General features: G+C 58.9%; 13 protein-coding genes. 8 read left to right on the top strand and 5 right to left on the bottom strand.

Features of this window, described 5'->3' with window-relative positions:
• The first annotated feature begins 19 nt into the window (after window positions 1-19).
• The 7 genes from pqqF to CKW38_RS10740 all read left to right on the top strand — a co-directional run bounded on the left by pqqF (window position 20) and on the right by CKW38_RS10740 (window position 7,726).
• On the top strand, window positions 20-2,434 hold the full coding sequence (gene pqqF / locus CKW38_RS10710; RefSeq protein WP_095112715.1) for a pyrroloquinoline quinone biosynthesis protein PqqF: 2,415 nt from the start codon (window positions 20-22) through the stop codon (window positions 2,432-2,434).
• Window positions 2,435-2,590: 156 nt separating this feature from the next.
• On the top strand, window positions 2,591-2,665 hold the full coding sequence (gene pqqA, locus CKW38_RS10715; RefSeq protein ID WP_003422658.1) for a pyrroloquinoline quinone precursor peptide PqqA: 75 nt from the start codon (window positions 2,591-2,593) through the stop codon (window positions 2,663-2,665).
• Between the two features lie 81 nt (window positions 2,666-2,746).
• Window positions 2,747-3,658 carry a pyrroloquinoline quinone biosynthesis protein PqqB gene (gene pqqB, locus CKW38_RS10720; protein ID WP_095112716.1) on the top strand — a complete coding sequence of 304 codons (912 nt, stop codon included), beginning with the start codon at window positions 2,747-2,749 and terminating at the stop codon, window positions 3,656-3,658.
• A 134-nt stretch (window positions 3,659-3,792) separates the two neighbouring features.
• Window positions 3,793-4,545: a pyrroloquinoline-quinone synthase PqqC gene (gene pqqC / locus CKW38_RS10725; RefSeq protein ID WP_007949605.1), complete on the top strand. Its 753-nt coding sequence runs from the start codon at window positions 3,793-3,795 to the stop codon at window positions 4,543-4,545.
• Window positions 4,542-4,817: a pyrroloquinoline quinone biosynthesis peptide chaperone PqqD gene (pqqD, locus tag CKW38_RS10730; protein ID WP_007910068.1), complete on the top strand. Its 276-nt coding sequence runs from the start codon at window positions 4,542-4,544 to the stop codon at window positions 4,815-4,817. The genes pqqC and pqqD overlap by 4 nt, the downstream gene beginning before the upstream one ends.
• Window positions 4,789-5,949 carry a pyrroloquinoline quinone biosynthesis protein PqqE gene (pqqE, locus tag CKW38_RS10735; protein WP_077574783.1) on the top strand — a complete coding sequence of 387 codons (1,161 nt, stop codon included), beginning with the start codon at window positions 4,789-4,791 and terminating at the stop codon, window positions 5,947-5,949. Before pqqD ends, pqqE begins: the two co-directional genes overlap by 29 nt.
• Window positions 5,915-7,726, top strand: coding sequence for a S9 family peptidase (locus CKW38_RS10740; RefSeq protein WP_095112717.1), 1,812 nt, complete (start codon window positions 5,915-5,917; stop codon window positions 7,724-7,726). The genes pqqE and CKW38_RS10740 overlap by 35 nt, the downstream gene beginning before the upstream one ends.
• Before the next feature lie 111 nt (window positions 7,727-7,837).
• Here CKW38_RS10740 and CKW38_RS10745 read toward each other — a convergent pair whose 3' ends face one another.
• The 4 genes from CKW38_RS10745 to CKW38_RS10760 all read right to left on the bottom strand — a co-directional run bounded on the left by CKW38_RS10745 (window position 7,838) and on the right by CKW38_RS10760 (window position 10,312).
• Window positions 7,838-7,996 (bottom strand): YqaE/Pmp3 family membrane protein, encoded by a 159-nt coding sequence (locus CKW38_RS10745; protein ID WP_003228885.1) that lies wholly within the window; start codon window positions 7,994-7,996, stop codon window positions 7,838-7,840.
• Window positions 7,997-8,105: 109 nt separating this feature from the next.
• The gene (locus tag CKW38_RS10750; protein ID WP_007910062.1) at window positions 8,106-8,426 is read right to left on the bottom strand and encodes a DNA-binding transcriptional regulator; all 321 of its coding nucleotides are present in this window, start codon (window positions 8,424-8,426) and stop codon (window positions 8,106-8,108) included.
• Window positions 8,419-8,775 (bottom strand): type II toxin-antitoxin system RelE/ParE family toxin, encoded by a 357-nt coding sequence (locus CKW38_RS10755; protein ID WP_095112718.1) that lies wholly within the window; start codon window positions 8,773-8,775, stop codon window positions 8,419-8,421. Before CKW38_RS10755 ends, CKW38_RS10750 begins: the two co-directional genes overlap by 8 nt.
• Window positions 8,776-9,028: 253 nt before the next feature.
• On the bottom strand, window positions 9,029-10,312 hold the full coding sequence (locus CKW38_RS10760; protein WP_095112719.1) for an aspartate aminotransferase family protein: 1,284 nt from the start codon (window positions 10,310-10,312) through the stop codon (window positions 9,029-9,031).
• A 169-nt stretch (window positions 10,313-10,481) separates the two neighbouring features.
• Between CKW38_RS10760 and CKW38_RS10765 the strand changes: the two genes are divergently transcribed.
• Window positions 10,482-11,396, top strand: a complete 915-nt coding sequence (locus tag CKW38_RS10765; protein ID WP_007910057.1) for a LysR family transcriptional regulator — start codon at window positions 10,482-10,484, stop codon at window positions 11,394-11,396.
• A 227-nt stretch (window positions 11,397-11,623) separates the two neighbouring features.
• Here CKW38_RS10765 and CKW38_RS10770 read toward each other — a convergent pair whose 3' ends face one another.
• Window positions 11,624-13,402, bottom strand: coding sequence for an acyl-CoA dehydrogenase C-terminal domain-containing protein (locus tag CKW38_RS10770; protein ID WP_095112720.1), 1,779 nt, complete (start codon window positions 13,400-13,402; stop codon window positions 11,624-11,626).
• Window positions 13,403-13,586: the final 184 nt, after the last annotated feature.

A 13,586-nucleotide genomic window follows, 5' to 3' on the forward strand; every position in this document is an offset into this window, starting at 1 on the left:
CACTGTTCTGGAAGTGCCCATGCCTGCGCCGACTCACCCCCGCCTCCACTCTGAAACCCTGGCCAACGGCTTGCGCGTGACCCTGCGTCATGTGCCCGGGCTGAAGCGCAGTGCCGCTGCATTGCGCGTGGCTGTCGGTAGCCATGATGTGCCGCTGGCATGGCCGGGACTGGCGCACTTTCTTGAACACTTGCTGTTTCTCGGCACCGAGCGTTTTCCTGCCGGCGATGGGCTGATGGCCTACGTACAGCGTCACGGTGGTCAAGTGAATGCCAGCACGCGCGAACGTACTACTGACTTTTTCTTTGAATTGCCGACGCGCTCATTCAGCGACGGGCTGGAGCGTCTGTCAGACATGCTCGCTCAGCCGCGTATGAATCTGGACGATCAGTTGCGGGAACGGGAAGTGTTGCAGGCAGAATTTGTCGCATGGACGCAGGATTCTGCGGCGCAGCAGCAGTTTTCCTTGTACGAAGGTTTACCGGCAGATCATCCGTTGCGCGGATTTCATGCGGGGAATCGCGACAGCCTGCCAGTCGAACAATCTGCGTTTCAACAGGCGTTGAAAGCCTTCCACCAGCAGTTTTATCGGACTGGGCAGATGACGCTGAGTCTGGTCGGACCGCAGAGTCTTGAGGAACTGAAAGCACTGGCTGAACAATTTGCAGCGAATTTGCCAGCTGGGGATAAAGTTGCGCAGGCGGCATCCATACCGCTGGCGGTAAAAAGTTATCAACAGGTGGCTGAGCGACGCGGCAACCTGATGTTTGCGTTCGATGCCTTGCCTGAGTCGTCTGGCGAGGCTTTGGCATTCCTTTGCCATTGGTTGAACAGCGCTCAACCCGGAGGCTTGCTGGCGCATTTGCAGCAGCAGAATCTGGCTGATGGATTAAAAGCTGCGCCGGTCTATCAGTTTCCCAGCCAAGCGTTGCTGCATCTGGAGTTCACCGCAGCGTCCGAATCGTTAAACGCCATTGCCGAGCGGGTGCTGGATTGGATGAGTTTCTTTGCTCAACAAGATTGGGCGCCACTGCAAAAAGAATACGCGGCGCTGCTTCAGCGTCAGCAACAAGTCAGCGGCGCGCTGCAACTGGCGCGGCTCGATAGTGAAGCGTTGGAAGTCGGGTTGTCTGATTCCGGCGTTAAAGCCCTTACACAGATTCTCAGCGAAATCGGCACTGTGGATAACTTCAGCGATCACTGGAGCCTGCCTGCTGCCAATCCTTTTCTGAGAGCCAGCGAACCCTTGGCCAACGCCGGGCTGATTCGCGGCCAGACCAGTGCCCACCGAGGGCTGCGCACGTTCGCTCAGGATCGTTCGCGCGGCCGTCGTGAACGCTCGCCGATGCAGTTCAGTCAGGCGTTGCCGGACAACACGGATGAAGGCGCAGTTTATCTGCGCTGGCAGGTGGAAGTTGCAGCCAGCGCTGATCTGCAATCGAGGTTGCAGCGTAGTCTTCGGCAAACGCAGCAAGACGCCCGAGAAGCCGGCGTCGACCTGTCTTTCAGCGCCTCTGGCAATCAATGGCTGCTGAAGCTCACCGGGCTGCAAGAGCCAATGCCCAGCGTCCTTGAACATGCGCTGAAATCTCTGACGCAAGTTGACCCCGATTCGCCGCGCAGTGAACCGCAAGCGCCGTTGAACCCCATCCGCCAACTGTTGAAAACGTTGCCGGAACAGACGCTGGAATCAGCCAAAACCGGCGACGACGCCCAACACCTGTGGACAACTTCACGCTGGGACGGCCTCGCCCTGGGCCTGAATCAACAGACTCAATCTGCCATGGGCCTGGCCCTGAGCCGGATTCCCGGGATTGCGGACAATCAGTTGCCAGCGCCGACGACGATCACCGCGCAAAAACACTGGCGACACATCGATACCGCCTCCAGCGAATACGCCTTGCTGCTGTTCTGCCCGACTGCCAACCGCAGCCTCGCCGACGAAGCCGCGTGGCGGCTGTTGGCGCAGTTGTGCCAGACACCTTTCTACCAGCGCCTGCGGGTCGAATTGCAATTGGGTTATGCAGTTTTCAGCGCACTGCGCCAGATTCACGGCCAGACGGCCATGCTGTTCGGCGTGCAATCCCCGAACACCCCACCCGTGGAACTGCTCGGCCACATTCGGCAGTTCTTCGAAAGCCTGCCAATGCTGGTCGAAAAGAATGATGAGTCGAGCTTCGAGCAACAACGCCAGAGCCTCGCTGATCAATTCGACGACGCCAACCTGTCCAGCAAAGACGCCGCCGAACTGCTTTGGCAGGCCAGGCTTGCAGGTCACTCGTCGGATTATCTTGAGCAATTGATCGCCGCCATCGGCCAACTGGATCGCCAGACATTGCTCAGCGCTGCGCAGCGCTTGAGCAACGCCGAAGGCGGCTGGCTCTGCCTCGCCAGCGATCCGGCACCCGAGACCTCATGGCAAGCAGCAAATTGATCATTACCAAGGCTGCAAGGAGCTTTCTCAAAGATTCACGGGCATTTACCCGGAAATTTTGAGTAACATAGCAGCCTAACTATTTGGAACATCTTTGCGCTGCCGTGGACTATAACTATGGACAGCGCTATCCCACCCACCCTGAGGAGACACACCATGTCCTGGACAAAACCGGCTTACACCGACCTGCGTATCGGCTTCGAAGTCACCATGTACTTCGCCAGCCGCTGAGTTCTGCTTACGTAGAATTGCAGTGCAACGCCTCGGCTCGCCGAGGCGTTTTATTTTCCGCGTTGAAATGATGGAGTGTTCATGTTCGTCCAGATTCTGGGTTCGGCCGCTGGCGGCGGTTTTCCGCAGTGGAACTGCAACTGCGTCAACTGTGCAGGTTTTCGCGACGGCAGCCTGAATGCCAAGGCCCGCACCCAATCGTCCATCGCGATTTCCGACGACGGCGTGAACTGGGTGCTGTGCAACGCCTCGCCGGATATCCGCGCGCAACTGCAGAGCTTCGCCCCGATGCAACCGGGCCGGGCCCTGCGCGACACCGGCATCAGCGCGATCATTCTGATGGACAGCCAGATCGACCACACCACCGGCCTGCTCAGCCTGCGCGAAGGCTGCCCGCATCAGGTCTGGTGCACGGACATGGTTCATGAAGATCTGAGCACCGGTTTTCCGCTGTTCAAGATGCTCACCCACTGGAACGGTGGGCTGGACTGGAACCGCATCGAACTTGACCAAAGTTTCACCGTGGCGGCGTGCCCGAGCCTGCGCTTCACTCCGCTGCCGTTGCGCAGCGCGGCGCCGCCGTATTCGCCACACCGCTTCGATCCGCATCCGGGCGATAACATCGGTTTGATCGTTGAAGACCTGAACACCGGCGGCAAGCTGTTCTACGCGCCGGGGCTGGGCAAGGTCGACGCACCGTTACTGGAGATCATGGCGGGCAGTGATTGCCTGTTGGTCGACGGCACGATGTGGGATGACGATGAAATGCAGCGCCGTGGCGTCGGCACGCGCACCGGTCGCGAGATGGGTCACCTGGCACAGAACGGGCCGGGCGGCATGCTCGAAGTGCTGGAACAACTGCCAGAGCAGCGCAAGGTGCTTATCCACATCAACAACACCAATCCGATTCTCGATGAGGATTCGCCGGAGCGTGCCGAGTTGGCGCGGCGTGATGTTGAAGTGGCGTATGACGGCATGAGTATTGTGCTGTAGCGGATGGCCCCATCGCTGGCAAGCCAGCTCCCACAAGGTTCTGTGGTGTACACAAAACCTGTGGGAGCTGGCTTGCCAGCGATGACGTCCTGACAGACACCACAGAATCCAACGGTTGTTCCCGGAGAACAGACATGACTGACACGCCAATGTCCCCCACCGAATTCGAAGCGGCCCTGCGCGCCAAAGGCGCCTACTACCACATCCACCACCCCTACCACGTGGCGATGTACCAAGGCCGAGCAACTCGCGAACAGATTCAGGGCTGGGTCGCCAACCGCTTCTACTATCAGGTGAACATCCCCCTGAAGGACGCGGCGATCCTCGCCAACTGCCCCGATCGGGAAATCCGCCGCGAATGGATTCAGCGCCTGCTCGACCACGACGGCGCTCCCGGTGAAGACGGCGGTATCGAAGCCTGGCTGCGCCTCGGTCAAGCGGTCGGTCTCGATCCGGATCAACTGCGCTCCCAAGAACTGGTATTGCCCGGCGTACGCTTTGCCGTCGACGCCTACGTCAACTTCGCCCGCCGCGCCAGTTGGCAGGAAGCCGCCAGCAGCTCGTTGACCGAACTGTTTGCACCGCAGATCCACCAGTCGCGCCTCGACAGCTGGCCGCAGCATTACCCGTGGATCGACCCGGCCGGTTACGAATACTTCCGCACCCGCCTCGGTCAGGCACGGCGTGATGTCGAGCACGGTCTGGCAATCACGCTTGAGCACTACAAGACGCGTGAAGGCCAGGAGCGCATGCTGGAAATTCTCCAGTTCAAACTGGACATTCTTTGGAGCATGCTCGATGCCATGAGCATGGCCTACGAACTGAACCGCCCGCCGTATCACAGCGTCACCGAACAACGCGTCTGGCATAAAGGAATCACCTTATGAGTTTCGACCGCAGCAAAGTCCCGACCTGGCGTCCCGGTTACCGCTTCCAGTACGAACCGGCGCAGAAAGGTCACGTGCTGCTCTACCCCGAAGGCATGATCAAACTCAACGACAGCGCCGCGCTGATCGGTGGGCTGATCGACGGTGAACGCGATGTCGCGGCGATCATCGCCAAACTCGACGAGCAGTTCCCCGGCGTGCCCGAGCTCGGTGATGACATCGAGCAATTCATGGAGGTTGCCCGTGCGCAGCACTGGATCGAACTTGCCTGATCTGCCGGCCAAGCCTGAAATCGGCCTGCCGCTGTGGCTGCTCGCCGAGCTGACCTACCGCTGTCCGCTGCAATGCCCGTACTGCTCGAATCCGCTGGATTTCGCCGAGCAGGGCAAAGAGCTGAGCACAGAACAATGGATCAAGGTGTTCCGCGAGGCGCGGGAGATGGGCGCGGCGCAACTGGGTTTTTCCGGCGGCGAGCCACTGGTGCGTCAGGATCTCGCCGAGCTGATTCATGAAGCGCGGCAGTTGGGTTTCTACACCAATCTGATCACCTCCGGCATCGGCCTGACCGAGCAGAAAATCAGCGACTTCAAGAAGGCCGGCCTCGATCACATCCAGATCAGTTTTCAGGCCAGCGACGAGCAAGTGAACAACCTGCTGGCCGGTTCGAAAAAGGCTTTCGCGCAGAAGCTGGAAATGGCCCGCGCAGTGAAGGCCCACGGCTATCCGATGGTGCTGAACTTCGTCACCCATCGGCACAACATCGACAAGATCGACCGCATCATCGAACTGTGCATAGCGCTCGAAGCCGACTTTGTCGAACTCGCCACCTGCCAGTTTTACGGTTGGGCGCAGCTCAATCGTGTCGGCCTGTTGCCGACCAAGGAACAACTGGTGCGCGCCGAACGCATCACCAACGAATACCGCGCCAAGCTGGAAGCCGAAGGGCATCCGTGCAAACTGATTTTCGTCACCCCGGATTACTACGAAGAACGCCCGAAAGCCTGCATGAACGGCTGGGGCAGTATCTTTCTGACGGTCACCCCGGACGGCACCGCGCTGCCCTGCCACGGCGCCCGACAGATGCCGGTGCAGTTTCCCAATGTGCGCGATCACAGCATGCAACACATCTGGTACGACTCGTTCGGCTTCAACCGCTTCCGTGGTTACGACTGGATGCCCGAGCCGTGCCGCTCTTGTGACGAGAAAGAAAAAGACTTCGGCGGCTGCCGCTGCCAGGCGTTCATGCTCACCGGCGATGCGAGCAATGCCGACCCGGTGTGCAGCAAGTCCGAACATCACGGTGTGATTCTCAAGGCCCGCGAAGAAGCCGAGACCGCCACCCAAACCATCGAACAACTGGCCTTCCGCAATGAACGAAACTCGCGCCTCATCGCCAAGGGCTGAGCCTTTCAGCGCCTCGCAAGCCGTCGCTGCCGGTATGGACTTCGCCGAGTTGCAGCTCGGCGCCAACGGGTTGTTCTGGAATGAATATCGACCGGAGGATGCCGCGTGCCGGATCTGGCATTGGCGCGATGGCATGGCGAATTGTCTTACGCCAGACGGTTTCAGCGTGCGCAGTCGGGTGTACGAATATGGCGGTGGTGCGTTTTGTCTGACGCCGAACGGGGTGGTTTTCGTTGCTGAGGCGGATCAGCAGTTGTATCGGCAGAGGCTGGATGGTTCGCCAGAGGCGCTGACGTCGGGTGAGTGCCGTTATGGCGATGTGCAATTCGCCTTCGGCCAGGTTCTGGCGGTTGAAGAACAGCAAGATCAGCATCGGCTGGTAGCGATTGGTCTGGCTGACGGTGCGCGGCATTTGCTGGCTGAGGGCGCGGATTTCTATGCTGCGCCGATCATCAGCCCGGATGGCCAACGTTTGGCCTGGATCGAGTGGAGTCGTCCGCATCAGCCGTGGACCTCGACTCGGTTGATGGTCGCTGAACGCAGGACCGACGGCGCATTCAGTTCGCCGCGATGTGTTGCCGGCACCGAGTTTGAAGAGTCCATCCAACAACCGCGATTCGATGCCGACAATCGCCTTTATTGCCTGACCGATCGTGGTGGATTCTGGCAGCCATGGGCTGAGACTTCCGACGGTTTGGCGCCATTACCCGCTGCGCAAGCCGATCACGCTCCGGCGCCTTGGCAATTGGGCGGCTGCACTTGGTTGCCTGTTGAAGATTCGGTTTTAGCCAGTTGGAGTGAAGGCGGTTTTGGCCGTCTGACATTAGGCGATGACGACTTCACCGGTGACTACAGTCGTTTCCGGCATTTGGCTTTGGATGCGCAATTTATCTACTGCATCGCCGCCTCGCCGATCAGTCCTTCGGCGGTCATCGCCATTGATCGAACCACGCGCGAAGTGAAGGTGTTGGCCGGTGGCGTAGCGCCCCTGCCTGCCGAACGCATCAGTCGCCCGCAAACCCTGCGTTACCCGAGTGGATCGGGTGAGGCTCACGGTTTTTTCTACCCTGCCATGAGCGGTGAGACGAAACCGCCGTTGGTAGTATTCATCCACGGTGGCCCGACGTCAGCCTGCTATCCGATGCTCGACCCGCGCATTCAATACTGGACGCACCGCGGCTTCGCCGTCGCCGATCTCAACTATCGCGGCAGCAGTGGATATGGCCGGGAATATCGACAGGCACTGCATCTGAGCTGGGGCGAGGTGGATGTCGAGGATGCTTGTGCGGCGGTGAGTTATCTCGCCGAACAGGGTTTGATCGACGGTGAACGCGCATTCATTCGAGGTGGCAGCGCAGGCGGCTACACCACGTTATGTGCGCTGGCGTTCAAACACGTCTTCCGCGCCGGAGCGAGTTTGTACGGCGTTAGCGACCCGGTTGCATTGGCTCGGGCAACGCACAAATTCGAGGGTGATTATCTGGACTGGCTGATCGGCGATCCCGAGCAAGACGCCGAACGCTACGCCGCCCGCACGCCGTTGTTGCACGCAAACAACATCCGCGTACCGGTGATCTTCTTTCAAGGTGAACTGGACGCCGTCGTTGTCCCGCAACAGACCCGCGACATGGTCACGGCGCTGGAGCAAAACGGCGTCCCGGTCGAAGCGCATTACTACCCCGACGAACGCCACGGCTTCCGCCGCGCCGCCAATCAGGCGCATGCGCTGGAGCAGGAGTGGAAGTTCTATCGGCGGGTGATGGGATTTACAGACTGAAACCCTCTTCCTGTAGGAGCTGCGGCACGCTGCGATCTTTTGATCCTGATCCTCGAATTAAAATCAAAAGATCGCAGCGTGGCGCAGCTCCTACAGGTTTATGCCGCTGACTCAGCGCTTGGCGATGATATACACCGCATGCACGATCCCCGGAATATACCCGCACAACGTCAGCAGAATGTTCAACCAGAACGCCCCGCCAAATCCGACCTGCAGAAACACGCCCAGTGGTGGCAACAGAATAGCGATGATGATGCGAATGAAATCCATGGGGCAGCTCCTGTATGGGGGTTGGCTCATTTGAGCCATACAAGCTAATCGACCCGCGCCGTTCGTCAGGGTTCAGTGCTAATCACAGTGTCGGTATCAAACTGATAGCTCAGCTAAGAATTTGCAGTCCGTGCTTCTGCACGATGCTCAGTAACTTCAGCGCCATTCCGCTGGGGTGTTTGTCTCCCGACTCCCATTGTTTGACTGTCGACGCGCTAGTGTTCAAGTAGCGAGCGAATACCGGCTGGCTGACGTTATTGCGTTCGCGCAGAGCCTTGATCTGTTCCGCCGGGATCGCTTCAGGAACCGTTGCCAGACACGACTCATCAAACTCCCGCATTGTTGCCTTGCTGATTGCTCCGACAGCCAGTAGAGCGCTGGCTGATTCGTGTATCGATTCAAAAACTTCACTTTTGAATTTCTTACTCATGAAATATCTCCACAAACTCCTTCATTGCCAACAAATCCCGGATCTGCTCCTCGGTCAGTTGAGCATAGGTTTTGGCTAACTTTCGTAAATCCTTCAATTCGGATGTTGTGATGTTGCTCTGATCTTTCTTGGCGAACAGCACTTGATAGATCCAGTAACGCCCGCCCTTAGCCAAAACAATCGAACGATGACGGTTGGCGTTCAACCGCTTCTTCCAGACGCCACCACCAAGATCGTCAGCCTGACCTTCAAGCATCTCGCAAAATGCTTCCCGGAGCTCCGCGTCGCTGATCCAAGCCTTGCCGGCTCGTATCGCAAAACCCTTGGTTTTGAACAGCCTGAATGACATCGGTATCCCTTCCAAAAAACATACCACCCAGTGGTATAGATTACAAAGCCATCCGTCTCGAAAATATCGATCGGTCTGCCCCCGCATTCCCTGCAGGGACTTTCTAAAAAACCATTCGCACAACGAACTCTCAAGCACTAAACGCCAACTGCAAAACCCGGCCACAAAAAAAACGCCCCACGCCAAAAGAATCAGGCGTGGGGCGTGCGTTATACCGCGAGACGGTTCTGGAAATCGGGTGGGAAACTTCAGCTCAGACGGCAATCCCTTTGCGGCATTGCAGTTGCGCGGTGCGCACTCGCGAGAAGGAGCGGCCTAGGCGCAGGAGCATTTCATCGATGTTGGTTTTGCTGACGGTGAGGGCCGGGGTGAAACGCAGGCAGTTGGCTTGCGGCGCATTGAGCAGCAGGCCTTCGTGCAGGGCGGCGTGGACCACGGCCTCTGCGGAATCGTCTGACAGGGTCAGTCCGAAGAAGAGGCCTTGACCGCGCAGTTCGCCGTGGTAATAGCGGTGTGCCAATCGGACCAGGCCTTCGCGCAGGTACTGGCCGTTGTCGTTGACCTGCTGGAGGAAACTGCGGTCGTGCACGCTGTCGAGCACTACCAGACCGGCCGCCGTCATCAATGCATTGCCGTGATGGGTGCCGCCCAGTTCGCCGGCCTCGAAACAGCACGCTTTGCCCCGCGCCAGCAGCGCCGCCAATGGCACACCGCCGCCAAGTCCTTTGCCGAGCACGACGATATCGGCGCGCACGCCGTAGGACTGTTCCGCGAGCAGAGTGCCGCAGCGGCCGATACCGGTTTGCACTTCGTCGAGGATCAAGAGAATGCCCAGTTCACGACAGAGTCGTTCGACACCCTTGAGGTAATGTTCAGTGGCCGGAATAACGCCGGCATCGCTTTGAATCGGCTCCAGCATGATCGCGACGGTTTGCGCATCGACCGCGGCGTGCAGGGCCGGCAAGTCGTTGAACGGCACCAGATCAAACCCCGGCAGCAACGGCGCAAAACGGTTGTGCAGGTTGCAGCTGTCGGAGGCGGAAATCGTCGCCAGACTGCGACCGTGACAACCCTGCTTCGCGACAATGATCCGCGAGGCGCCGCCGCGATGCAGCTGCCCCCATTTGCGCGCGAGTTTGATCGCCGCTTCACAGGCTTCGCTGCCGCTGTTGAGCAGGTAGGCCTGATCGCTGGAGGTAGCGGCGCACAGACGCTCGGCAAGGCTGAGCATGCCTCGATTGTGCAGATTGAAGCCGGGATTGATCAGCGCCTGCGCCTGACTGCTGATGGCTTTGACCAGCGCCGACGGGCTGTGGCCGAGGCTGTTGGCGCCGCCGGCCTGAGAAAAGTCGAGATACGCGCGGTCGTTACTGCCCCACAGCCACGACCCCTGACCACGGACAAACACCTGTTGCGGCCGTTCGACGCTAGGCATCAGGCGCTCGGCGCTGAGACTTTCGCTGATGTCTGAAGGGTTGGCCTCGAAAGCGAGGTCATCAAGACTCGGCGTCTGGCGCCGCAAACTGAACAGATTCATTGAAAAAACCCTCGTTCGAGGTTTTTTGAACTGCCTATGCAAACACTGTCGAAGCGATCGCTATTCATCGCGCTTTCTGGCCCTGTAAGCCTTGTGAATGCGGTTAGACTAGGCTTACTGACGGCTTCGGGCCATTTCGATTTACCAGCATTTTCGATAAGCATTACTTATGGATTTCAAACAACTGCGTTATTTCGTCGCGGTCTACGAAGAAGGTCATGTTGGCCGCGCCGCCGAGCGCCTGTCGATCTCGCAACCGGCGCTGTCGCAGCAGATCCGCCAGCTCGAACAGAACCTCGACGTCACCTTGTTCGAGCGCAGCAGCAAGCGCCTGCTGCCGACCCTCGCCGCGCACACGTTGTACAACCATGCGTTGCCGCTGCTCGATGGCTTGCAACGGGCGCGCGAGGCGCTGGGCAACTTCAAGGGCCAGGCCTTGCGCACGCTGGCGATCGGCGTGCTGCAAACGGTGCACACCAGTCTGGTCCCGCAAATGCTTGAGCGGGTGCGCAAGGCACAGCCACATCTGGTGGTGCAGATCTATGAATTGACCGGACTTGAGATCGAACGGCGGCTGCTCAACGGTTCTTTGGACATCGGCATCAGTTACCTGCCGCCGCGCCAACCGGGCCTGCACGGTGTGATGCTTTACGAAGATGAGCTGACGCTGGTCATCCCGGCGGATCATCCATTGCGTGAATTCAAGAAAGTCTCGATGCGTCAGGCTGCCGAATTGCCGATGTTGCTGCTGGGCGAAGAGTTCCAGATCCGCCAGATATGGCAGGCGCAACTGACCGCCCTCGGGCGCCGTCCGCAGGTACAAGCCGAGTTGAACAATATGGTGGGTATTCTCGACAGCCTTCCACACACCAAACTGGCGACAGTGCTGCCGGGGCGTTCGCAGAAGGAATACGACGATCAGGATCTGTTGTGGAAACCGCTGAGCGAACCGCGCGTGCCGCTGAAGGTTGGCCTGGTGTGTCGCGATGTGCAGCGCCAGCAGGCCTCTTTGGCGCTGTTGCGGACGTTGCTGGAAGAAGTGATGGAGCGAGAAGTAAAGCCGCCGCTCGATCCTTTGGTCTGAGCACTTTTCTTCAGGCAAAAGAAAACCCCGCCGAAGCGGGGCTTTGCAGACTGTTTCCCTGACATCCATTTCACTCCGCCACCCTGGCAGAATCCTACGTGTCCGTGTTGTTGCTTTGCGCTTCCTGCGCGACGTCCATGAAATGTAGATTAGCTGTGGATCCAATCTTCGCCTATGGGAGAACAGCAGCACGTCATGTAAGAGAATGCTTACATGACGTCATCGCATCAGAATTGCGCTGCATCCAGCAGGAACAGCGACTCGCTACCGGCCTTTACTGACGCACTCAACGAGTGAATCCGCGGGAGCAAGCGGGCGAAATAGAAGCGCGCAGTGCCCAGTTTGCTGGCATAGAAATCGTCTTGCACTTCTTTGCCCAGCGAAGCTTTGGCCATCAATGCCCACATGTAGGCATACGCCGTGTATCCGAATGCTTGCAAATATTCGACCGAAGCCGCGCCAATTTCGTTCGGGTTGTTTTTTGCCCGATCCAGCAACCACGAGGTCAGCTCGTCGAGCGTGTCGACGGCATCGTTCAGCGGTTTGGTGAATTCGCCCAGATCGGCACTGGCTGTCGCGGTGAAATGGCGGATCTCGTCGGCGAACAGCTTGTAGAACGCGCCGCCACTGCCGACGATCTTACGACCGACCAGGTCCAGCGCCTGAATGCCGTTGGTGCCTTCGTAGATCTGAGTGATACGCACGTCGCGCACCAGTTGCTCCTGGCCCCATTCGCGGATGTAGCCGTGGCCGCCGAAAATCTGCTGGCCGTGCACGGTGGTTTCCAGACCCAGGTCGGTGAGGAATGCCTTGGCTACCGGCGTCAGCAACGCGACCAGATCTTCTGCACGCTTGCGGGTGGTGGCGTCTTCGCTGAACTTGGCGGTGTCGAGTTGCATCGCCACGTAGGTGGAGAACGCACGGCCGCCTTCGTTCGAGGCTTTCATGGTCAGCAGCATGCGCCGCACATCCGGGTGGACGATGATCGGGTCAGCGACTTTGTCTTTGTTCTGCGCGCCGGTCGGCGAACGGCTTTGCAGACGGTCGCGGGCGTATTCAACGGCGTTCTGATACGAACGCTCGCCGGTGGCCAGGCCTTGGATGCCGACGCCGAGGCGCTCGTAGTTCATCATGGTGAACATCGCGGCCAGGCCTTTGTTCGGCTCGCCAACCAGATAACCCACGGCTTCGTCGAAGTTCATCACGCAGGTCGCGGACGCCTGAATGCCCATCTTGTGTTCGATCGAACCGCAGTTCGCCGGATTGCGTGCGCCCAGACTGCCGTCGGCATTGACCATGAACTTCGGCACCAGGAACAGCGAAATGCCTTTCGGACCCGCCGGGGCGTCCGGCAGTTTCGCCAACACCAGATGAATGATGTTTTCGGTGAGATCGTGTTCGCCACCGGTAATGAAGATTTTGGTGCCGCTGACTTTGTAGGAACCGTCGGCCTGAGGCTCGGCTTTTGTCCGAATAATCCCCAGGTCGGTGCCGGCGTGCGGCTCGGTCAGGCACATGGAGCCGGCCCAGACGCCGGCATACATGTTCGGCAGGTACGCGGCTTTCAGCTCTTCGCTGGCATGGGCGTTGATCGAAAGGCAGGCGCCAGCGGTCAGCATCGGGTACAGACCGAACGACAGGCTGGCGGAGTTGACCATTTCTTCAACCTGCGCCGATACGGCTTTGGGCATGCCCATGCCGCCGTATTGCGGATCGCCACCGACGCCAACCCAGCCGCCCTCGGCGTAAGTCTGATAAGCCTGTGGAAAACCGGCTGGAGTGGTGACGGCGCCGTCGGCCCAGTGACAGCCTTCTTCGTCAGCGGCACGGCTCAGCGGCGCGATGCTTTTGCTGGTGACCTTGCCGGCCTCTTCGAGAATGGCTTCAACGGTTTCGGCGTCGACAGTCTCAGCCAGCGCCGGCAGTTCGGCCCAGAGTTTGGCGACTTCGAACACTTCATTGAGGACGAAGCGCATATCGCGCAGCGGCGCTTTGTAGTCAGCCATGGCAAACCTCGCAAGATCTAAACAGGTGATTCGTGGAATGATGTTTTCTGAGCCCGAGTGTACCTCAACAACTTTTGCGACACATAGGGTCAACCGGTGACTGATTTGTTATTTTTAGTCACCACAAAAAATCGCAGCCTCGACAACGCCCGATTCCCTGTAGGAACTGCCGAAGGCTGCGATC

Source organism: Pseudomonas sp. Irchel 3H7, assembly GCF_900187605.1.
GTDB lineage: Bacteria > Pseudomonadota > Gammaproteobacteria > Pseudomonadales > Pseudomonadaceae > Aquipseudomonas.

Excerpts from the sequence above, each read along its gene's own strand:
- pqqD (WP_007910068.1), top strand. The coding sequence starts at position 4,542 with ATGAGTTTCGACCGCAGCAAAGTCCCGACCTGGCGTCCCGGTTACCGC.
- CKW38_RS10760 (WP_095112719.1), bottom strand. The coding sequence starts at position 10,312 with ATGAATCTGTTCAGTTTGCGGCGCCAGACGCCGAGTCTTGATGACCTC.
- CKW38_RS10745 (WP_003228885.1), bottom strand. The coding sequence starts at position 7,996 with ATGGATTTCATTCGCATCATCATCGCTATTCTGTTGCCACCACTGGGC.
- CKW38_RS10740 (WP_095112717.1), top strand. The coding sequence starts at position 5,915 with ATGAACGAAACTCGCGCCTCATCGCCAAGGGCTGAGCCTTTCAGCGCC.
- CKW38_RS10755 (WP_095112718.1), bottom strand. The coding sequence starts at position 8,775 with ATGTCATTCAGGCTGTTCAAAACCAAGGGTTTTGCGATACGAGCCGGC.
- CKW38_RS10770 (WP_095112720.1), bottom strand. The coding sequence starts at position 13,402 with ATGGCTGACTACAAAGCGCCGCTGCGCGATATGCGCTTCGTCCTCAAT.
- pqqB (WP_095112716.1), top strand. The coding sequence starts at position 2,747 with ATGTTCGTCCAGATTCTGGGTTCGGCCGCTGGCGGCGGTTTTCCGCAG.
- pqqC (WP_007949605.1), top strand. The coding sequence starts at position 3,793 with ATGACTGACACGCCAATGTCCCCCACCGAATTCGAAGCGGCCCTGCGC.
- pqqF (WP_095112715.1), top strand. The coding sequence starts at position 20 with ATGCCTGCGCCGACTCACCCCCGCCTCCACTCTGAAACCCTGGCCAAC.
- CKW38_RS10750 (WP_007910062.1), bottom strand. The coding sequence starts at position 8,426 with ATGAGTAAGAAATTCAAAAGTGAAGTTTTTGAATCGATACACGAATCA.
- CKW38_RS10765 (WP_007910057.1), top strand. The coding sequence starts at position 10,482 with ATGGATTTCAAACAACTGCGTTATTTCGTCGCGGTCTACGAAGAAGGT.